Raw genomic sequence first — 20,418 nt, 5'->3', positions numbered from 1 at the left:
TCCAATAACGTCCCTCTAGTTTTAAAAAGAGTTAAACATTTATCATAATCTTTTTATATTTGCCGCAACATCCCTAGTTATGAAATCTGTGTACACCATCTGTTATTTTAGTAAAGCCGCTGAGGATCTATCTGAAGAAGAAATTCACGAGATTTTTGATCATACTAATAAACGTAATAATGAGCGTGGTGTGCGCGGCATACTTTTACACTCTTTTGGTAATTTCTTTCAAGTACTAGAAGGTGACGAAGCGTATCTTACTAACTTGTACAATACTAAAATCAAACCTGATACACGTCACAGCAACGTGTTTGAAGTCATTAATAAAGAAAGTCCTAAATCACTTTTTGAAGAATATAACTCGCGTTTTCAAACTATTGAAAATAGAGAGCAACTAGATGAGGTTAAAGCCTACCTAAAGCTTCATTCCATACAATCTACTACCTCAGATAAGCTATCTAGACTTTTACGATCTTTTGTAATTCTAGACTAATAAGTACATTAACCAATCATCATAAAAAAAGCCTCACTGTTTTCACAGTGAGGCTTTTTTCTTAATGATGCTTGTACTTATACGTTAAATAAGAAATGCATAACATCTCCATCCTTAACAATGTATTCTTTTCCTTGTACTGCTAGCTTTCCAGCCTCGCGTACTTTTGACTCGCTCCCATAGGTCACAAAATCTTCATATTGAATTACCTCTGCACGTATAAAGCCTTTCTCAAAGTCTGTGTGGATTACTCCTGCAGCCTGTGGCCCAGTTGCTCCTATGTTTACCGTCCATGCACGTACTTCTTTTACTCCTGCAGTAAAGTATGTTTGCTGGTTCAATAACTTGTAAGCTCCGCGTATTAAAACAGCGCTTCCTGGCTCTTCGAGACCTATATCTGCAAGAAACATCTGGCGCTCCTCATAATCATCTAGCTCTGTAATATCTGCTTCTGTACCTACCGCAAGTACCACTACCTCTGCATTTTCTTCTTTTACAGCCTCACGTACCTTTGTTACATACTCATTCCCGTTTACCGCAGCGCCTTCATCTACGTTACATACGTACATCACTGGCTTGTCTGTTATAAATTGTAATGGTTTTACAAATTCGTCTCTCGCATCATCATCAATCTCAATTGCTCGTACAGACACACCTGCTTCTAGTCCTGCTTTTATTTTTAAAAGCACTGCCTCTTCTGCTTGCGCTTCTTTATTACCTGTGCGCGATGCTCTTTTTACTTTTTCAAGCTTCTTATCTGTAGTCTCAAGATCTTTAAGTTGCAGCTCGATATCTATCGTTTCCTTATCTCTTATAGGATTTACGCTTCCATCTACGTGTACAATGTTATCATTGTCAAAACAACGTAGTACGTGTATAATGGCATCTGTCTCACGTATGTTACCTAAAAATTGGTTTCCTAGTCCTTCTCCTTTACTTGCTCCTTTTACAAGACCTGCGATATCTACAATCTCTACCGTAGCAGGGACTACACGCTCAGGCTTTACAAGCTCTTCAAGTTTTGACAGACGTTCATCTGGTACATTTACCACACCTACGTTAGGTTCTATAGTACAAAACGGGTAGTTTGCACTTTGCGCTTTGGCATTAGACAGACAGTTAAAAAGGGTTGACTTCCCTACGTTAGGTAATCCTACGATTCCAGCTTTCATAAAATAATGTGTATTAATAGTACGCTTTCGCGAAAGCGGAAAAAATACCTTTCCACTCTTTTTTCAGGATGCAAAGATAATTCTTATTTATAGATCTACCGACTGCCAGACCAAGCTTATATAAACATCCGAAAGTTGTGATATTTTAAGAGAAAGAGGAGGTTGCTACTTAAACTTTGGCAAAGACTTAGCAAAGCATTACCATAGCCTTAAGCATCATAGACGGATTGCATAAGTACTTTTGTATAGAACCAAAACAAAACAACATGAAGAAGTTAATATATACAGTATGTGCAGCACTTTTTACAATCACCGCAGCACAAGCACAAGAAACGATAGAAGAAACAACAACGACAAGAACGACGGTAAAATCTTCACTAGGTAACGAGACTGTTTATAAAACAGAAAAAGTATCTACAGTAACGCCTACACAACTTGATCCTGCAGAGGAAGGACAATTAAACCAAACGTTACAACGAGGAAATACGATTGTAAAACGCGAGGTGACGTATACTTATAATGATTCTGAATTCGACCTTAAAGAATCTGAAGATGGATATACTATTATGAGAACTCGTGATAATAATACTTCTGAATATGGGACTATGCGCCAACTTGCAAAAGGTGACGTGTACTTACTTAAAACAGCAAACGGGATTTCTGTAAGCTACTTTGATGAGGATGGTAATATGGTCTCTGAGGAGTATAACAATGATGATGACTCTGTAACGACAGTAACATATAAAATTAAAAAATCGCCAACTTCTACTAAATTTTAAGAAGTAACGCATGATACAACAGCCATAGACAACTTTGGTTGGTTAGATTCCCGAGAGCGCAAGCCTCGGGTTTCTTTTTGTTAGGCTTTCGCCAAAATTTGAAGACTTTACCCTCAATCCATACATTTACAAGTATCTTAGTATTCTATATATTCTTTACTAGTACATTATGAAAGCTTTATTCACACTCATCCTAGGTTTTTTAATCGCGCTTACCTCCTACTCACAAGAAATTACAGGAGACTGGACAGGCAGCGTAAACTTTCAAGGAAAAAAGCTGGACTTTGCTTTTCACATTCAAGAAGAAAATAGCGCTCTTGCCACCACAATGGATATCCCAAGCCAAGGACTTATGGCGGGAAAAGCAGCAACTACTACGTTTACAAATGACACACTCGTCGCGACTTTTCCAGATTTCAATATCATTTACAAAGGTGCTTTTGAGAATGATAGCTTTACGGGTAATATTATCCAAAATAACGTTCCCGTAGCACTCAACCTCGAGCGTGGTGTGATTACACTAAACAGACCACAACAACCGAAGGCGCCCTTTAACTACACCACAAAAGATCTCGTTTTTAAAAATAAGGAGGACGATATCGAACTTAGCGGTACACTCACACTTCCTAATTATATAAAGAATCCTCCCGTAGCCATTATCATAAGTGGTAGCGGCCCGCAGAATAGAGATGGAGATATGTTTGGCCACCAGTTATACTACGTCCTTGCAGATTACCTTACAAGCCAAGGTATTGCGGTTTTTAGATACGACGAGCGTGGCGTGGGTGCATCTACAGGAGCTTTTAAAACTGCAGGTATCACCGAGTTTACGAGAGATGCAACGGCTGCACTTGAGTATCTTAAAAAACGTTCTTATCTCAAGGAGTCTAAATTTGGTTTTATAGGTCATAGCATCGGAGGGATTATCGCTCCGCAAATTGCGGCAACAAATGATGATGTAGATTTTACAGTCATGCTAGCAGGACCTGGAATAGATGGTGACCAACTCATGCTCTCACAAAAAGCAGCGCTAGAACGGTTACTTAATGTGCCAGAAGCTCAAATACAACAAGGACTAGAAATCGTGGGACTTGCTTATGAGATTATTGTAAATGCTCCAGAAAATCATAAAGATTTGAAAAACGAAGTAAATGCAGCTCTACTCAACAAACTTGGCCCTATTGTATCTGCACAGCAAGTAGCATCCATCACAAATCAAATCACCACTCCCGAAATTATAAGCCTACTGAGAACAAGACCTAGTACGTATCTCAATAAAATTAAGACTCCAATTCTCGCAATGAATGGCAAAAAGGATTTTCAAGTTCCTTATGAAGAGAATCTAGAAGCTATAAAAGAAGCTTTTACATCTAGTAATAATGAGCGTACAAGAACGGTAGCCTTTGAAGGGCTTAATCATCTCTTTCAAGAAAGCACCACTGGCGCGTTAACAGAATACTCAGAAATAGAGCAAACCATGGCTCCAAGAGCACTAGCTCTCATTGCAAAGTGGATTAAGGAAGAAACAATACGATAATTAATTAAGCACCTTATCTATAGCTTCCTCATAAGCAGAAAACTCAATGAGGTTATTATGTCCGCCCTCTGGAATCGTAATTAGCATCTTTTCTTCCTGCTCAATGCTGTCAAATAAGCGCTTTCCGTGATCGTATGCCACCACATCATCTTCTGTGCCGTGAAGCACTGTTATAGGAGATGCTACATCATTTATAAATCGATAGGTAGGGAATTCATATTTGAGTAATTTCTTGACTGGAAGAATAGAAAATCTTGAGCTTGCCTCATTTTCAATACTATAAAAAGGAGTTTCTAATACGAGTTGGCTCACATTTTCTTTAGAAGCCACATAAGTCGCAAATGTTGTCCCAAGACTTCTACCGTAGCTTATTATTGGAGTTGTGGGATATTGCGCTTTCGCGAAAGCGTACCACAGCAAACTATCATCATATAAATTTTGCTCAGTAAGTGCTCCTCCACTCTTTCCATACTGACGATAATCCATTACCACAACATTATATTGTTTTTTGACAAAAAACTGTACAATCTCTCCCCAGCGAGCAAGACTTGAAGCGTTACCGTGAAAGTATAAAATGGTTCCTTTTGCATCGTCTACTTGAAAGTTAAGTCCGTGTAAGCGTGCTCCATCTCGAGCATCAAGCCAAACCTCCTCAGACGGATGTTCAAAATCAAAGTCATAATCCTGCGGCAACTGCTGCGGATGAAAAATAAGATTGTCTTGAAAGAAGTATAAACCTCCACAGAGAATGGCATATAGGTTTGCAACAATAAATAGTATAATCAATGGTTTTTTGAGCTTTTTCATGAATGCTGCCTTGATGGATGCGCTGCAAAAATACTATTCTTCTGTTCGTTTACAGAAAATACCGTAGCATGAGACGTGACTTAAATAAATGCTGTAGGATTAAAAATTCAAAAAAAATGAGAATTTGTGATACTAAATGAAGTCTATATCGCTACGAAAATATTATTAACAATCTCATTATCTGCCATTAACATAATTTTATGAAAAGGGTATCAAGTTGCAGATTATCTTACAGAATCTTAAAAAATCAAAAAACACAGATCATGAAAAACTTAAAAACAGCTGCGTTTGTCCTTATGGCAGGAGCCCTTGTTGTTACCTCGTGTAAAGACAATGCCAGTGGTGACAAGGCACAAGCAGCAGATGCAAAACTCTCGATAGACTATGAAAAATACGAACTTGAAAACGGACTAGACGTTATCTTGCATCAAGATAGTAGTGATCCTATTGTATCACTTGCTATACAATATGCCGTAGGTTCTAACCGTGAGAAGACTGGACGCACTGGTTTTGCACACCTTTTTGAGCATATGCTCTTTCAAGAATCTGAAAATGTACCACAAGATCAGTTCTTTAAAACGGTGCAAGATGCCGGAGGAACATTAAATGGAGGTACCTGGAAAGATGGAACTATCTATTATGAAACAGTGCCTAATAATGCACTAGAAACAGTATTATGGTTGGAATCTGACCGCATGGGATTCTTGATTAATACGGTAACAGAATCTGCTTTTGAAAACCAGCAAGAGGTGGTTCAAAACGAAAAAAGACAACGTGTAGACAACAATCCTTATGGTCACACGGGATGGGTACTTGATAAAAACATATATCCAGAAGGTCACCCATATAACTGGCAAGTTATTGGTGAGCTAGAAGATCTTCAAAACGCTACGGTAGCAGACGTAAAAGAATTTTACGATAAGTTTTATGGTCCTAACAATGCGACACTCGTACTTGCAGGAGATTTTAAAACAGAAGATGCAAAGGCGCTTATTGAGAAGTACTTTGGTGAGATTAAAAAGCGCCAAGAGGTAGCTCCACTTGAGCCACAGCCAGTAACCATTGCCGAAACAAAGAAACTGTACCACGAAGATAACTTTGCACAAGCACCACAATTACACCGTGTGTACCCAACAGTGCAGCAGTATACAGATGATGCCTACGCATTAGATTTCTTAGCTGAAATTCTTGCTAGCGGAAAGAAAGCTCCTTTATATAAGATTCTCGTAAAAGAAAAAGATCTTACTTCAAGAACAACAGCTTACAACAATAGCCAAGAAATTGCAGGAGAATTTCACGTGATTATCACTGCAAATAGCGGTGTAGATCTTGATCAGATTGAAGCGGCAATAGACGAAGGTCTTGCAAAATTTGAAGCAGAAGGCGTTACAGATAAAGATGTAGAACGTATCAAAGCAGGTCTTGAGACTGGTTTTTATAACGGCATAAGCAGTGTTAACGGTAAAGCGTTCCAACTAGCAAGCTATAATGTATTTGCTGGTGAGCCAGATTTTATTGAAAAAGATATTGAGAATATCAAAGCAGTTACAAAGGAAGATGTAATGCGTGTGTATAACACTTACGTAAAAGGGAAGCCATACGTGCAAACGAGTTTTGTACCTAAAGGCCAACTTAATCTTATTGTAGAAAACTCTGTAAAAGCAGACGTTGTTGAAGAAGAAATAAAAGAGAATGTAACTAAGGTAGTAGAAGACGAAGTTACAGAAGTAGTAAAAACACCATCTAAAATTGATCGCGCTACGCCTCCATCTGTAGGAGAAGCACCAGCGCTTAAAATTCCAAGTTCATGGGAAGCAGAGCTATCTAATGGTATTGAAGTGTATGGTATTTCTCAAAATGAGATTCCTACAGTAAACTTTAACCTCGTGATAGAAGGCGGTCACTTGCTTGATAGTATGGAAAAAAATGGGGTTGCAAACCTTATGACAGATATTATGATGGAGGGTACTGCAAATAAAACACCAGAACAGCTAGAAGAAGCGATAGAATTACTAGGAGCAAGTATCAATATGTATACATCTCGTGAGGCGATTACTATTCAAGGAAATACGCTTACTCGTAACTTTGCCGCTACCATGGACCTTATAGAGGAGATTTTATTTGAGCCTAGATGGGATGAGGAAGAACTAGGACGTATCAAGACCGCTACTATTAACGGTATTAAGCGTAGCGCTGCAAATCCTAATGCAGTAGCAAGTAATGTATATAACAAAGTATTATACGGTGAAGACCACATCTTTTCTTACCCTACAAGTGGTACAGAGGAGTCTGTAAATAGTATCACGATGCAGGATCTAAAGGATTTCTACGCAACAAACTTCTCACCTTCTGTGAGCCGTTTCCATATCGTAGGAAAAATTGAAAAAGAAGATGCGCTAGCAGCACTTGCAGATCTTGAGTCTAAATGGGAAGCAAAAGAAGTTACAATCCCAGCATACCCAATAGCAAATACAAGAGATAAATCTTCTTTATTATTTGTAGACATTCCAGAAGCAAAGCAATCTGTGATTAACATAGGATACATAGGAATGGCTCGTACAGACCAAGACTTTTACCCTGCCGAAGTAATGAATTATAAACTAGGAGGATCTTTCTCTGGAGCTGTAAACCTTATTTTACGTGAAGAAAAAGGATATACTTATGGAGCCCGTACCTACTTTAATGGATCTAAACTTCCAGGTACATTTACTGCTTCTTCTAGTGTACGTACTAACACAACTGGAGAATCTGTTGAAATCTTTAGAGATGAAATTAAAAAGTACAAAGAAGGAATCTCTGAGGAGGATCTTGCTTTTACAAAAAATGCGCTGATTAAATCTAATGCACGTCGTTTTGAGACGCAATTTGCTTTATTAGGAATGTTACAAGAGCGTAGCGCATATGATCTTCCTACAGATTACATTGAGAAAGAGGAAGACGTAATACGTAATATGACGTTAGAGCAGCACAAAGCGCTTGCAAATAAATATCTTGATGAAAACAAGATGGCTTACCTCGTAGTAGGTGACGCCGCAACACAATTTGCACAGTTTAAAAAAATGGGCTTTGACGAAGTGAAAATGCTAGACAAAGATGGAAATGAAGTAGATCTTAAGAACGTCAAGCAATAATGTGAATAGAAGTACAGTGAATTTCATTAAAGAGAGTCTCCACACGGAGGCTCTTTTTTTTGTGATAATGGATACGCTTTCGCGAAAATATGAACCACAAAAAATTAACTAAAACACCTGAAAAATTTAACTAGAAAAGAAAATTACCAATTCATAATTAGAATAAATTTAGCCCATTTACCGAATGCTTGTAAATTATAAACTAACGTATAATGTATTATGAAAAAGTATTTGTTTTCTTGTTTAGTCGCAGCTGTCCTCCTTACGTCTTGTGACGACAACCTTAGATTTAACGCTAGTACAGACCATTTACCTAGTGTAGATGAAATAAGTCTTACAGCTGTAGGACTGCTAGAAAAAGAATCATTTGTATTTACTATATCTGAAGTTTCCTTCTTAAATGCGTTTCAAGCAAAAGCACGGACGCTCGGCCTGCAGCTTGTTCCATCATCCTTAAAGGTGATAGATGTAGAAGGCAATAAGTATTTACGAGTATTTAGCAACGATAACTACGTGTCGACTTTTGCCTTAGAGCTAGATGAAAAAGGAACTTACAGCACGGGAGCAACGATGTGCACCTCACAAACTACCTTTGGTGAAGCTTGCTTACCAGATGGAATGCAATGTACAAAGTTTGTAGATGAGTTTGGTGACACCTCTGAGGCTGACTGTATTAGATCTACAACTTTGAGAGATCATATTGCTTTTAGCAACTAAGGAAATTTAAAATAAAGAATTCATAAAAAAACCTTCAACAGCTTGTGTTGAAGGTTTATATATTTTCGCGTATGCGTAAAAAATATCTTAGCTATTTTCTTGCTCTCTTTTAAGCTTGCGCTCTTCTCTTTTCTCTTTCATAAATTCAATAAATGAACCTCCTACCCAGTAAGGTATTACAAATGTAAGAAGGAATATCATTAACCAAAATCCTATAGTAAGGATGGTTAAGAATGCGAGAAAACCTAAATATTGGTCAAAATCGAACATAGGATCGTGTCTTTTCTAGTTTGAAGCAAAGATAGTTGATATTATTTATTTTTCACAAGAGAAAAAACACATTTATTGACAGCTTATCAACGATGTGAAATGAAGCCAAATGTTTAAATTTGTGTACCAATTTTAACACATTCAATTATGGAATATAGAATCGAGAAAGATACGATGGGCGAGGTAAAAGTACCCGCAGATAAACTATGGGGAGCTCAAACAGAGCGCTCAAGAAACAATTTTAAAATAGGTGCTCCTGCATCTATGCCTATCGAGGTTGTACACGGTTTTGCCATTCTTAAAAAAGCAGCTGCTTACACGAACTGTGAGCTAGGTGTCCTTTCTACAGAAAAAAGAGATCTTATTGCACAAGCTTGTGATGAAATCCTCACAGGGATGCATGATGATCAGTTCCCACTAGTAATCTGGCAAACAGGTTCTGGAACTCAAAGTAACATGAATGTAAACGAGGTGATTGCAAATCGTGCTCACCAACTAGCAGGAAAAGTAATAGGTGAAGGTGAAAAAACACTAGCTCCTAACGATGACGTAAATAAATCACAATCTTCTAACGATACATTCCCTACAGGAATGCATATCGCAGGATATAAAAAAGTAGTTGAAACTACAATCCCAGGAGTACGTAAATTAAGAGACACGCTTAAAGCGAAAGCGGTTGCCTTTAAAGATGTAGTAAAAATAGGACGTACGCACTTAATGGACGCTACTCCACTTACACTAGGTCAAGAATTTTCTGGTTTTGTATCACAACTTGATCACGGACTAAAGGCGCTAGACAATACGCTTGACCACCTTTCTGAGCTTGCATTAGGTGGTACAGCAGTAGGAACTGGACTTAACACTCCAAAAGGATATGCTGAGCTTGTAGCTTCTTATATGGCAGATTTTTCTGGTCACCCTTTCCGTACTGCCGAAAATAAATTTGAAGCACTTGCTGCTCACGATGCTATTGTTGAAACTCATGGAGCGCTTAAACAACTAGCCGTATCTCTCAATAAAATAGCAAATGACATTAGAATGCTAGCGTCAGGACCACGTAGTAGTATTGGCGAAATATCGATTCCAGCAAACGAGCCTGGATCATCTATAATGCCTGGTAAGGTAAATCCTACGCAATGTGAAGCCATAACTATGGTTTGCGCCCAAGTAGTGGGTAATGACGTTGCTATAAGTGTGGGAGGTATGCAAGGACATTATGAACTGAATGTATTTAAACCAATGATGGCTGCAAACCTATTACAGTCTGCACAACTTATAGGTGATGCTTGCTTGTCATTTTCAGATCATTGCGCTTCAGGCATAGAGCCTAACAATGAGCGTATTAAAGAGCTTCTAGACAATTCTTTGATGCTAGTAACAGCGTTAAATACTAAGATAGGTTACTATAAAGCAGCAGAGATTGCAAACACTGCTCACAAAAATGGAACTACACTTAAAGTAGAAGCTATTAACCTAGGATATGTAACTGCCGAAGAATTTGACGAATGGGTACGTCCTGAGGATATGGTCTAATTTTTGTACCATAATATATCGTTAAAATGCACTAAGAGTACGATAAAGTTGTAACTTAGTGCGTTTTAACGTATTATTGTGTATTAAATTTTAGAAATAATGAAGATATTAATGCTTCTTTTGGCTTTGCTGTGCGTAAGTGCGGGCACTCCATTTGAATCTATTTACTATCTAAGAGACACAAACGGAAGCCTTACTATTGATGAAGTGAAAAATGCTACTTTCACTTCTACCAGTTCAGATAATCTCGGAGCTGAGAATGGCACATACTGGTTTAAAATAGATGATATAACTGCAGATAGAGAGATTCTCGAATTGAAATCTTCGCACGTTAGTTACCTAGAATTATACGATTCTAATGGTAAAGAACTTAACATTATGAAGGACACACGGTTTCCTTCCTATTTCCTAGTCAAAAGAAATCTTGAATTCCCACTTTACCTAAAAGCAAATTTCCCATTAGAAGCCTACTTCCCTATTCATTTATCTGATGAATCTTCTTTTGCTAGCAATGAAAAAAGGAGCTTATTAAGCATTGGTTTCTTTTATGGTACAGCGATAGCACTCATCGTAGCGATTTTAGTTTTTTACTTTATAGTTAGAAATACGCAATTTCTATTTTTTGCATTTTTAGTGTTTGCTGTCCTTTTAAGTATCCTAACAAAAGACAATGTCTTGTATTTATTTGGGGTTAGTAGTGACATATCTACATCTCTTGAAATATTTGGACATTATTTAGTAGGTCTTTCGGCTACAGGTTTCATGATGTTTTATTTGAAAGTAAGACCACACCAGCTATGGATAAAGTATCTTATGCTTATCATAAGCGGTCTGTCCACTCTATTTCTGATAATTTATTTTGTAACTCAGAACATTATTAGTTTCACAGGTGTAGACATTACCTCGATTTCAACAGTGATTCTCATGTGGGCTTTGATGCTTATGATAGCAAAAGGCCCAAGAAAAACAATCCTAATACTAGTGTATAGTATTGACATCTTATTTCTTGCGGACTATTTTATACTTCACATCTTTAATCTATCGTTTATACATTATACTCCTGCACAAGTAGCTATAGCTGCATCTTTAAACTTTACTTTAATTGCTATATTGCTTCTTGCTTCTTTTAAAGATATTCAAAGAAAAGGGGTCCTAATGAAACAAAAGTTAATGTTTCAAGTCCAAGAATTAAAAGAACTCAGTGCCTACAAAAATGTCCAAGACGCAGATGACAATTATATGGAATCTCTAATATACCAGTATGATCTTGAGAATATGGAGGTGCGTATTTTAAACGATATTTCAAAAGGGCTTAGCAATGAAATGATTGCCTTAAAACACAGTCTATCTGATGACAAACTGCAACAACTTACTACTAGCCTCTATTCAAAGCTCGGGCTTGATAATGGGACAGACTTACAAGAATTATCTTTCTAATATAGACTTTATACACAAAAGTATTAAGTGAATTCTCTTCTAACACTCTTACTCTGCAGTACTTAAAACAGCTTAGGAAAACTTATAAAAGATTTCTAGACATAAATTATCTCTTATTGTTTAGATAAGTTAATTAGAAAACACACTTATGAGTACTATTCAACCTTATAAAAATACAGCCACTAATTCAATGTAGAATTAATGGCTGTAATATGGATCATTTTATGAAGTTTGCTACGCTTTACTTTTACCCACGTAAAACTTTCTATATTTTCTGTAAGAGAAGAACCCTAACACAGACAATACGCCTAGAGTAACAAATATCTTTTGAGTAGCGATGTCGCCTCCACTTTGGTAAGCATGAAGCCCAGATAGGTAATAGTTCACTCCCCACCAAGTAAAGAGAATACTCCCTAGTGCAATAATAGATGAAAAATTGAACAACCATCTTCCTCTTAATCCTGGTATAAGTCTCATGTGTATGACAAAGGCATATACAATGAGTGAGATAAGCGCCCAAGTTTCCTTAGGATCCCAACCCCAGTAACGCCCCCAGCTCTCGTTTGCCCACTGTCCTCCTAAGAAGGTACCTATAGCGAGCAACACCATACCTACAGTAAGCGCAAGCTCATTAATAATGGTAATCTCTTTAATACTGAGATCCATTCTTTCTTTATTCTTCTCTGTAGTAAATATCATTAAAAACAGAGAGACAATACCTAAAATGGCACCAAGTATAAAAGGGCCATAACTCGCAACAATTACGGCTGTGTGAATCATAAGCCAGTAACTATTTAAAACCGCCTGTAAATTTGCAATCTCTGGATTCATCCAGTTTAACGAAGCTGCCCACAAAATAAATGCTCCTACAAAAGCAGTACTTGCAATAGTAAGCATACTGTCTTTACCAAAGGCTAAACCAAAGAATACCGTTGCCCATCCTACATATAGTACAGACTCATAGGCATCACTCCAAGGAGCGTGACCTGCAATATACCAACGCCATATAAGACCTCCAGTATGAACTATAAATAACACTATGATAATAGCCGCTCCTAGTTTACCCATAAACGTAATAAACTTACTAGGATTAAAAATAGCAGCAATCACAAAAATCATCATAAACACAGCTGCAAGCATATACATCCAGTAAAGCTTTGTAAATACATCGTGCTCGTTGTAATATACCTCTGCATCTATCTTCTCTTTAGAAGGCATGATATCATTGCTATGCGTACGCTGGAATTTCTCTATCCCAGCAAGTACTTTATCTGCATCAGAGTAGTCTCCAGACTGTCTTCCTTTTTGTAAACTGAGTAAGTATGCAGGAAATATTTGATTTGCAATTACCGAGTCTGTTGCTCTGTAAGCTGCATCTTTAACTTCTATGGGTGATATCCATTTATTATTTGGATCGTTTGGCTTAGGAAAAATCTTTAAAATCTCTTTTACTAATGTTCTATCTAGCAGCCCTAGACGCTGATCCATTTCTGTAAGTTCCTTTGAGATCTTAGTCTGATTGATCTCAGAATATGCATCTGCAAGAAATGGTCCTAACTTATACTTAAAATCTGGAGTAAAAAAGTCCATCTGTTTAAAGTACTTTCTGTCTGATGGTACTCCTACAATATTACGTAGACTGTCATTACCCTTTTTGAGATAGATAAGCTCTGTAAACGTCCATATTTGCGGGTTCTCAATCATAGAAAGCATTACTTGATCTGCTGTAAGACCTTCATACGTATCGCTTCTACTCAACTTACGAAGCAGCATACTAGAAAATGTGTTTACAGGCATCATACGCCCACCATCTTCTTGAATCACAAGTTTACCAAACTTTTGAGCATGCTCTAGAGGCACTGCATTCTCAACAATAAGTTTCTTGATTTCTTCTTGTGTAGGCATCGTTTGCTGGTGCGTCACCTCACTGTGTCCGTCTAGACCTAATATATCCTCAATATTCTCACCGTCTGTAGCAATCGTGTCGCGCACCTCTACATTTCCGTTTGAGACTTCTGGTGCTTTATTAGATAAATCGTCTTGTGCGTATCCCGCTTTCGCAAAAGCGAAAAACAACAACACCGCAGCTAGTTTTGATTTTTTAATCTTGATTTTTCCTAAACGCTTTTTGAGTTCGCCAAAACGTGAACCCTTATCAAATAGAATCAACATCATCCCTAGATACAATAAGAAATACCCAATATATGTAACCCACGTACCCCAAAAATCATGACTTACTGAAAGAATTGTTCCACTCTCATCTGGGAAGAAACTAGCTTGAAAAAAGCGAAACCCTTTATGATCGAGTACGTTATTCATATAAATATCGTAGTCAAAATTCTCATCTGCATCTTCTACAGTTATCTTACTCTCAAAAGATGCATAGCTGTTTTCTGTACCAGGATAACGTTCTGCAACGAAGTCATTAAGTTTTATAGCAAATGGTAATGGCATCGCTTTGCTTCCATAAGATAGATACAGCGTATGACCTCCTACTTCAATTTTTTTCTTGTCATTACTATAACCGCGACCACCTAAAAGACCTACCGTTTTAGTCTCACCCTTAACAGTAACATCAACAAATAAAGCATCTTCTTGATTCTTTTCTGGCACTTCCTTTGCGACAATACCTGTACGGCCACGTATTGCAGGCTCTGGAATGACAAGAAGTTTTCCTCCTAAGTTGTATAATGCTCTAAGTTTAAGTGGTTGTTCTACCGCTTCTGGCACTTCGCTTTTAGCTTGTGTTGCCATCACAGTTACATCACCAGCAAATGGTGATGAAAACGTATAATTTTCTCCATCAAAACTAATATTTATTGCACCATCTGTAGGCTTATTAAAAGCATACAACACATTGTGAATATTTACGAGCTCCCCTTCTACTAAGAAGTGCTCATGACGTTGATTATCTGTTCCTGTTTCGACAATCTTAAGATGCCAGAGTCCGTTTTCATCTTCTACGAAACCATCTTCTGCACCATCAATAAATTTATTAAAGTTGAAAGAAATATCTGTATAATCACTACGATCTGTAGAACTATGATTAAAGCGCTCAGTCCAGGAGAAATCGTTATTAAGGCGTGGCGATAATGATAATTCCTTTTCTAGCGGTCGACGCATAGGCTCTCCGTCACGTTCACCATCTACAAATACTTCTAAATAAGTTTTTTCACTCATAAAAGAGCTTTCTGACGCACCTTCTTCTATAGGCATGACCCCTTCATAACTAATATATTTTGTGATTCCGGCACCTATTAAAATAATGATAAAAGAAGCGTGAAAAATAAGCGTGGTTATCTTCTCTTTACGTAATAATTTATAACGGAAAATATTCCCTACAAAGTTGATGACAAACATGATGTGGATAAGTGTAAACCACCATGCATCATAAATCCAATATCTGGAGTAAGGTGTAGGAGAAGTTTCTTGCCCTTGATCTAAAAAGGTACCTACTGCCATTGCGACAAAGTAAGCTATAAACAATATCCCCATCAGTCTTGTGGAGAATAAAATAGAGGCGATTTTCTTTTGCATAATATAGGCCAATTTTACCGAGTGCAAAGATAACCTACGAGGCTCGAAAAACCTTAGAGAGACGCTTCATAAAAAATGAAAGCTGAGCACATTTAAAAAAGCCTATTTTTGCATCTATGATTGAAGTAAATATTGTCGGTACTGGTAATGTAGCTTGGCATCTAGCCAAGGCTTTGGGTTCGCAAAATCAAGCAATACTCATGCAGGTTGCAGGTCGCTCTCCTGAAAAGCTCAAAAACTTTAACAATATTGCTCGAGAAACTGTCTCAATACATAATCTTAAGCCTGCAGATGTCACCATTATTACTGTAAGCGATGATGCGATTAAAAGTATCTCTGAGCAGATTCCCTTTGATAACTCCCTGGTGGTACATACTTCTGGATTTACTGCGATGAGTACGCTTTCGCGAAAGCATAACAAAGGAGTTTTTTATCCGCTGCAAAGTTTTTCTAAAGAAGATACATCGATAGACTTTACCGAGATTCCTATTCTCATAGAAGCCGCTGATCAAAAAGATGAAAAAACCTTAAAGACCTTAGCTTCGATTATATCAAACAATGTACAAGTAATAAACAGTGAGCAGCGCAGGCAATTGCACCTTGCTGCAGTATTTGCAAATAATTTTACAAATCACTGTTACACCATTGCTCAAGAACTTTGTGACGTACACGGAGTTCCTTTTGACACCTTGTATCCTCTTATACAGAAAACTACCGAAAAAGCGTTACAACAAGGACCTAAAAACAGTCAGACAGGTCCTGCAAAACGTGATGACAAGCAGGTCATAGACCAACAAATTAAATTGCTTACTGATCCTGATCATACAGCGGTTTATAAAAACATAACAAAAGCGATTACACATTTCTATGGAAAAGAGTTATAAGGAATACCTACACCACATTACTACATTTATTTTTGACGTAGATGGAGTACTTACTGACGGGTCATTACACATTACATCAAATGGCCATATGCATCGTACTATGAATGTAAAAGATGGCTATGCTATGAAGGCTGCGCTAGAAGCTGGTTACAACCTATGTATCATAAGCGGTGGTACTGACGAAGGTGTACGCTCTAGACTTCAAAAACTGGGCATAGAAGATATTGCACTAGGCGCACACCTTAAAATGGAACACCTACAAGCGTATATAGATAAGAAAAATATACGCCTAGAAAACATCCTCTACATGGGCGATGACATTCCTGATTTTCCAGTGATGAAAAAAGTAGGATTACCTTGTTGTCCTCAAGATGCTGTAAAAGAAATCAAAGAAATATCTAGGTATATTTCTCACAAAAAAGGTGGTCACGGTTGTGTGCGTGATGTGATTGAACAAGTACTTAAAGTGCAAAACAACTGGATGAAAGAAATGGATGCTTCGGCACACTAATAATAGACTTGTGGCATATTTAAAAATCATAAGACCTTTTAATCTGTTTATGATTTTTATAGCTCAGCTTATTTTAAAGTTGTCTTTGAGTTATTTAAGAGATGTAGGCACTCAGCTCTCTTTTTTAGAGTTTGCGACACTGTCTTTTGCTACACTTTGTATAGCGGCTGCAGGATATATTCATAACGACATAGTTGATATTAAAGCAGATCGTATCAACAAGCCTAATGAGGTTTATGTAGTCGATAACATATCATTACGTGCTGCTTACACCTACTTTATCTCACTGTGGACCATAGGAATTATTTTAGGGATTTACAGTTCGTTTATTTTAGGACATTGGGACTATTCATTACTGTTTATAGGAGTGAGTGTAGCGCTCTATGCATATAACTCATACTTGCAAAGAATCCCTATTCTAGGAAACGTTGTAACTAGTGGGCTGGTTGCTTTTTCGCTTGTCATTATATGGTTGTTTGAAGTCAAAGCTCTTAAACTTTCTGGAGTAGAACATGTACTCACAAAAGAAGGTCACATCCTATTCACCTTTGTTGTAGTACTTGCTTTTATGATTAATGTATTGCGAGAACTAGTAAAAGACGTACAAGACATAAATGGGGATTATGCCATGAAGTATCACACCTTACCTATAATAATTGGCAGTAAACGTACGATGCTATTATGCGCTCTAATCGCACTAGGGTTGTTGTTTAATAGTGCATTATTCACCTTTATATTTGCACGTGGGCCACTACTTATTAGTGTAGTACTTTTTGCATTTACAATACTACCATTAGGGCATGTTGCCTCCCAATGCTGGAATGCAGAAAAAACATCAGATTATAAATATATTGCTAGACTACTTAAAGGAATAATGCTTTTAGGCATTCTCCTTTTTCCACTTATACTAATTATAGAACGCTATGCTTAAAGAAAAACTTAAAAATTACAACCTCATACTTGCCTCTGGATCTCCTAGACGCCAGGAGTTTTTTAAAGAACTAGGACTCGACTTTACTATAGATATCAAACCTGTAGATGAGATTTTTCCAGAAGCGCTAGAAGGATCAGATATTACGGATCATCTCGCTAGACTCAAGGCTTCTGCATTTTCAAATTTGAAAGCGCAAGATATCCTAGTTACTAGTGATACCATTGTCTGGTTCAACGGAGTTGCTTTAAATAAACCAGAGGATCGAGATGAAGCATATGCCATGATATCTGCGCTTTCTGGCAGTACACATGAGGTAATCACATCTGTTGCATTTACTACTGCTACAGCACAAACAGTTATTAATGATACCACAAAAGTGACGTTTAAAGTCCTCACTGATGAAGAAATAGACTATTATATAGAAAACTTCCAGCCGTATGATAAGGCAGGCGGTTACGGTATTCAAGAATGGTTTGGCTACGTTGCAGTGACGAGTTTAGAAGGTTCTTACTTCAATGTCATGGGAATGCCGCTTCACAAAGTTTATGAAACGTTAATGCTGCTAGCAGACTCATAGTATTTCTGTAATTTTAATATTAAAATTTATATCATGTCTATATCCATAAAACAACATCAAGCATATCGAAGTACATTATTAATAGGTAGCGCTTTAGTCATTGTTACTATGATTTTTGGATGTAAGAATAACGATAAAAATAACACCGCTTTCGCGAAAGCGGACACTGCAACAAGCATTAATACGCCACCAATAGCACAGCGCTCCATCTCACAAGAATGGAAAGACTATTGGTATGCAGGAACTGCCGAAATCACCAGCTACGAGTTGCAACAAGCTCGTTATGGCGAATTAAGAGAAGGAACAGCAGCGCTCATTTTTGTAACAGAAGATTTTTTGCCAGAAAAACAAGTAAAAGCAGATAACCAAGACAACAATAATATCCCTATTATCAAGTTAAATGCTACTAAAAATTTTGTGACAGGTATTTATCCGTATTCCATCATGAGTAGCACATTTTTACCAGTAAATGAGGAGTTGCACGCTATTAAGGTCTCACAAAGTATGCAAGAATGGTGTGGTAATACGTACACGCAACTCAATAACAGAGATCAATTTGAAGTGCAGATTCACTCTTATTTTGAAAGCAGAGCAGATGAGGAATATACCTTAGAAAAAGTAGTATTGGAAAATGAACTATGGGCACTATTGCGCATAGATCCTACCTTGTTACCTACTGGAAGTTTTACAAGCATTCCAGATGTTTCTTATGCAGCGATGACGCATACACCTATAAAAGCTTATGAAGTCACAGGAAGCTTGTCTGCCAACTCATACACACTATACTATCCGTCATTAGACAGAACACTTACAATAAACTTTTCTAATGATTTTCCACACCAGATTGAAGGTTGGGAAGAGACCTATCCAGACGGTCGTGGCGGAGAGAAAATGACCACAACAGCTTCAAAAATGAAAACAATCAAAAGTGCATACTGGGGTAAAAAAACTAAAGAAGACGAAGCATTACGCACAGAACTTGGCTTATAATGATCAGAAAAAAAATTAAAAGTAAAGTAAACGCTTTAGTGAGAAATAATATCACCAAGGAGACCGTAAAAGAAAAACTCTCTCACGCTCCTGGTCATGTAATCTACACAGGTAATAAAGCGCAAAAGGCTGTAAGTATTGACGTCTTTGATTACAACGACGACTATCTGGATGAAGAAACGCTAGCCCGACTAGAAGAATACCATAAAGATACCGACGAGAAAACAGTAACCTGGATTAATATTAATGGTCTAAGTGATACTGTTGCTCTTACACAAATTGCAGAGCGTTACAAATTGCACCCACTAGTAATGGAAGACGTTGCAAACACTAGCCAGCGACCTAAACTAGACGAGTATAGCGACCACTTATTTATCGTTTTTAAAATGCTCTATTATGATGATCAAAATCAGCTGAATGTTGAGCACATAAGTTTAATTTTAGGTAAGACCTATTTGATATGTTTACAAGAATATGATGGTGACGTTTTTGACGGAGTGCGTGAACGCATAAGGCATGCAAAAGGAAGAGTGCGCTCTAATGGCGCAGACTACCTTACCTATGCAATTATGGATGCCGTGATTGACCATTACTTTATAATCATCGAGCAACTAAGTAACAAAATTGAAGAGCTTGAAGATAAAATTTATACAGACAACTCTCAAAATTACTCTCAAGAAATTCAAACTCTCAAAAAAGAGGTGATACAAGTAAGACGATCTATATTTCCTCTCAGAGAGGTAGTAAACAAGCTCGAAAAAGTAGAAAATCACCTTGTTCTTAAGAAAACACAGGTATTTGTAAGAGACTTATATGATCACACAATCCAAGTAATTGAGACCGTAGAGGTATACCGAGATACGATTGCTGGGTTAATGGATATGAACTCGACAAACATTGCAAACCGTATGAATGAAGTGATGAAGGTGCTTACCATCATCGCTACCATTTTTATACCTATGACCTTTCTTGCAGGAATTTATGGGATGAATTTTGAGCATATACCAGAACTAGCTATCAAGGATGGTTATTATTATTTCTGGGGAGCTATGATTGTTATTTTTGTTGCCTCTCTTGTTTATTTTAAGCGCAAAAAATGGTTGTAAGCT

The 20,418-nt window shown here is 37.4% G+C and carries 17 protein-coding genes; 13 read left to right on the top strand and 4 right to left on the bottom strand.

Annotation, left to right across the window (positions count from 1 at the left end; all coding sequences use genetic code 11):
* Window positions 1-79: 79 nt before the first annotated feature.
* A complete protein-coding gene (locus tag KRODI_RS11625) occupies window positions 80-493 on the top strand; it encodes a BLUF domain-containing protein (RefSeq protein WP_013751796.1) in 414 nt (137 codons plus the stop codon).
* Between the two features lie 77 nt (window positions 494-570).
* Here KRODI_RS11625 and ychF read toward each other — a convergent pair whose 3' ends face one another.
* Window positions 571-1,665, bottom strand: a complete 1,095-nt coding sequence (ychF, locus tag KRODI_RS11620; protein ID WP_013751795.1) for a redox-regulated ATPase YchF — start codon at window positions 1,663-1,665, stop codon at window positions 571-573.
* A gap of 266 nt (window positions 1,666-1,931) precedes the next feature.
* On the opposite strand from ychF, the gene KRODI_RS11615 reads away from it, so the two are divergent.
* Both KRODI_RS11615 and KRODI_RS11610 read left to right on the top strand, forming a co-directional pair.
* Window positions 1,932-2,444 (top strand): hypothetical protein, encoded by a 513-nt coding sequence (locus tag KRODI_RS11615; protein ID WP_013751794.1) that lies wholly within the window; start codon window positions 1,932-1,934, stop codon window positions 2,442-2,444.
* A gap of 169 nt (window positions 2,445-2,613) precedes the next feature.
* Window positions 2,614-3,981, top strand: a complete 1,368-nt coding sequence (locus KRODI_RS11610) for an alpha/beta hydrolase family protein (protein WP_013751793.1) — start codon at window positions 2,614-2,616, stop codon at window positions 3,979-3,981.
* Here the strand turns inward: KRODI_RS11610 and KRODI_RS11605 are convergent, their stop codons facing one another.
* The gene (locus tag KRODI_RS11605; protein ID WP_013751792.1) at window positions 3,982-4,788 is read right to left on the bottom strand and encodes an alpha/beta hydrolase; all 807 of its coding nucleotides are present in this window, start codon (window positions 4,786-4,788) and stop codon (window positions 3,982-3,984) included.
* Window positions 4,789-5,051: 263 nt separating this feature from the next.
* On the opposite strand from KRODI_RS11605, the gene KRODI_RS11600 reads away from it, so the two are divergent.
* Window positions 5,052-7,919 carry a M16 family metallopeptidase gene (locus tag KRODI_RS11600; protein ID WP_013751791.1) on the top strand — a complete coding sequence of 956 codons (2,868 nt, stop codon included), beginning with the start codon at window positions 5,052-5,054 and terminating at the stop codon, window positions 7,917-7,919.
* 219 nt (window positions 7,920-8,138) lie between these two features.
* Window positions 8,139-8,636, top strand: a complete 498-nt coding sequence (locus KRODI_RS11595; protein ID WP_013751790.1) for a hypothetical protein — start codon at window positions 8,139-8,141, stop codon at window positions 8,634-8,636.
* Window positions 8,637-8,723: 87 nt separating this feature from the next.
* Here the strand turns inward: KRODI_RS11595 and KRODI_RS11590 are convergent, their stop codons facing one another.
* Window positions 8,724-8,906 carry a hypothetical protein gene (locus tag KRODI_RS11590; RefSeq protein ID WP_013751789.1) on the bottom strand — a complete coding sequence of 61 codons (183 nt, stop codon included), beginning with the start codon at window positions 8,904-8,906 and terminating at the stop codon, window positions 8,724-8,726.
* A gap of 147 nt (window positions 8,907-9,053) precedes the next feature.
* Here KRODI_RS11590 and fumC point away from each other — a divergent pair, with 147 nt between their 5' ends.
* Together fumC and KRODI_RS11580 are read left to right on the top strand one after the other, a co-directional pair.
* Window positions 9,054-10,439, top strand: a complete 1,386-nt coding sequence (gene fumC / locus KRODI_RS11585) for a class II fumarate hydratase (RefSeq protein WP_013751788.1) — start codon at window positions 9,054-9,056, stop codon at window positions 10,437-10,439.
* Window positions 10,440-10,538: 99 nt separating this feature from the next.
* Window positions 10,539-11,876, top strand: a complete 1,338-nt coding sequence (locus KRODI_RS11580) for a 7TM-DISM domain-containing protein (protein ID WP_013751787.1) — start codon at window positions 10,539-10,541, stop codon at window positions 11,874-11,876.
* Window positions 11,877-12,110: 234 nt separating this feature from the next.
* Here KRODI_RS11580 and ccsA read toward each other — a convergent pair whose 3' ends face one another.
* Window positions 12,111-15,413 (bottom strand): cytochrome c biogenesis protein CcsA, encoded by a 3,303-nt coding sequence (gene ccsA, locus KRODI_RS11575; RefSeq protein ID WP_013751786.1) that lies wholly within the window; start codon window positions 15,411-15,413, stop codon window positions 12,111-12,113.
* Between the two features lie 116 nt (window positions 15,414-15,529).
* Between ccsA and KRODI_RS11570 the strand changes: the two genes are divergently transcribed.
* Genes KRODI_RS11570 through corA form a run of 6 tightly spaced genes read left to right on the top strand, consistent with a single transcriptional unit; the run spans window position 15,530 to window position 20,415 of the window.
* Entirely contained in the window at window positions 15,530-16,297 is a 768-nt protein-coding gene (locus KRODI_RS11570; RefSeq protein WP_013751785.1) for a Rossmann-like and DUF2520 domain-containing protein, read from the top strand.
* Window positions 16,281-16,808, top strand: a complete 528-nt coding sequence (locus KRODI_RS11565) for a KdsC family phosphatase (protein WP_013751784.1) — start codon at window positions 16,281-16,283, stop codon at window positions 16,806-16,808. The genes KRODI_RS11570 and KRODI_RS11565 overlap by 17 nt, the downstream gene beginning before the upstream one ends.
* Before the next feature lie 10 nt (window positions 16,809-16,818).
* Window positions 16,819-17,739 carry a geranylgeranylglycerol-phosphate geranylgeranyltransferase gene (locus tag KRODI_RS11560; protein ID WP_013751783.1) on the top strand — a complete coding sequence of 307 codons (921 nt, stop codon included), beginning with the start codon at window positions 16,819-16,821 and terminating at the stop codon, window positions 17,737-17,739.
* On the top strand, window positions 17,732-18,319 hold the full coding sequence (locus tag KRODI_RS11555; RefSeq protein WP_013751782.1) for a Maf-like protein: 588 nt from the start codon (window positions 17,732-17,734) through the stop codon (window positions 18,317-18,319). The genes KRODI_RS11560 and KRODI_RS11555 overlap by 8 nt, the downstream gene beginning before the upstream one ends.
* 33 nt (window positions 18,320-18,352) lie before the next feature.
* Window positions 18,353-19,309: a hypothetical protein gene (locus KRODI_RS11550; protein WP_013751781.1), complete on the top strand. Its 957-nt coding sequence runs from the start codon at window positions 18,353-18,355 to the stop codon at window positions 19,307-19,309.
* Window positions 19,309-20,415: a magnesium/cobalt transporter CorA gene (gene corA / locus KRODI_RS11545; RefSeq protein WP_013751780.1), complete on the top strand. Its 1,107-nt coding sequence runs from the start codon at window positions 19,309-19,311 to the stop codon at window positions 20,413-20,415. The genes KRODI_RS11550 and corA overlap by 1 nt, the downstream gene beginning before the upstream one ends.
* The last annotated feature ends 3 nt before the right edge of the window (window positions 20,416-20,418 follow it).

This window comes from Dokdonia sp. 4H-3-7-5 (genome assembly GCF_000212355.1).
GTDB lineage: Bacteria > Bacteroidota > Bacteroidia > Flavobacteriales > Flavobacteriaceae > Dokdonia.
The sequence above is the reverse complement of the archived record's forward strand: the minus strand, read 5'-3'. Positions and strand labels throughout refer to the sequence as shown.

Bases quoted from the DNA above. Each gene is read 5' to 3' on its own strand.
- KRODI_RS11625 (WP_013751796.1), top strand. From the start codon at position 80: ATGAAATCTGTGTACACCATCTGTTATTTTAGTAAAGCCGCTGAGGAT.
- ychF (WP_013751795.1), bottom strand. From the start codon at position 1,665: ATGAAAGCTGGAATCGTAGGATTACCTAACGTAGGGAAGTCAACCCTT.
- KRODI_RS11615 (WP_013751794.1), top strand. From the start codon at position 1,932: ATGAAGAAGTTAATATATACAGTATGTGCAGCACTTTTTACAATCACC.
- KRODI_RS11610 (WP_013751793.1), top strand. From the start codon at position 2,614: ATGAAAGCTTTATTCACACTCATCCTAGGTTTTTTAATCGCGCTTACC.
- KRODI_RS11605 (WP_013751792.1), bottom strand. From the start codon at position 4,788: ATGAAAAAGCTCAAAAAACCATTGATTATACTATTTATTGTTGCAAAC.
- KRODI_RS11600 (WP_013751791.1), top strand. From the start codon at position 5,052: ATGAAAAACTTAAAAACAGCTGCGTTTGTCCTTATGGCAGGAGCCCTT.
- KRODI_RS11595 (WP_013751790.1), top strand. From the start codon at position 8,139: ATGAAAAAGTATTTGTTTTCTTGTTTAGTCGCAGCTGTCCTCCTTACG.
- KRODI_RS11590 (WP_013751789.1), bottom strand. From the start codon at position 8,906: ATGTTCGATTTTGACCAATATTTAGGTTTTCTCGCATTCTTAACCATC.
- fumC (WP_013751788.1), top strand. From the start codon at position 9,054: ATGGAATATAGAATCGAGAAAGATACGATGGGCGAGGTAAAAGTACCC.
- KRODI_RS11580 (WP_013751787.1), top strand. From the start codon at position 10,539: ATGAAGATATTAATGCTTCTTTTGGCTTTGCTGTGCGTAAGTGCGGGC.
- ccsA (WP_013751786.1), bottom strand. From the start codon at position 15,413: ATGCAAAAGAAAATCGCCTCTATTTTATTCTCCACAAGACTGATGGGG.
- KRODI_RS11570 (WP_013751785.1), top strand. From the start codon at position 15,530: ATGATTGAAGTAAATATTGTCGGTACTGGTAATGTAGCTTGGCATCTA.
- KRODI_RS11565 (WP_013751784.1), top strand. From the start codon at position 16,281: ATGGAAAAGAGTTATAAGGAATACCTACACCACATTACTACATTTATT.
- KRODI_RS11555 (WP_013751782.1), top strand. From the start codon at position 17,732: ATGCTTAAAGAAAAACTTAAAAATTACAACCTCATACTTGCCTCTGGA.
- KRODI_RS11550 (WP_013751781.1), top strand. From the start codon at position 18,353: ATGTCTATATCCATAAAACAACATCAAGCATATCGAAGTACATTATTA.
- corA (WP_013751780.1), top strand. From the start codon at position 19,309: ATGATCAGAAAAAAAATTAAAAGTAAAGTAAACGCTTTAGTGAGAAAT.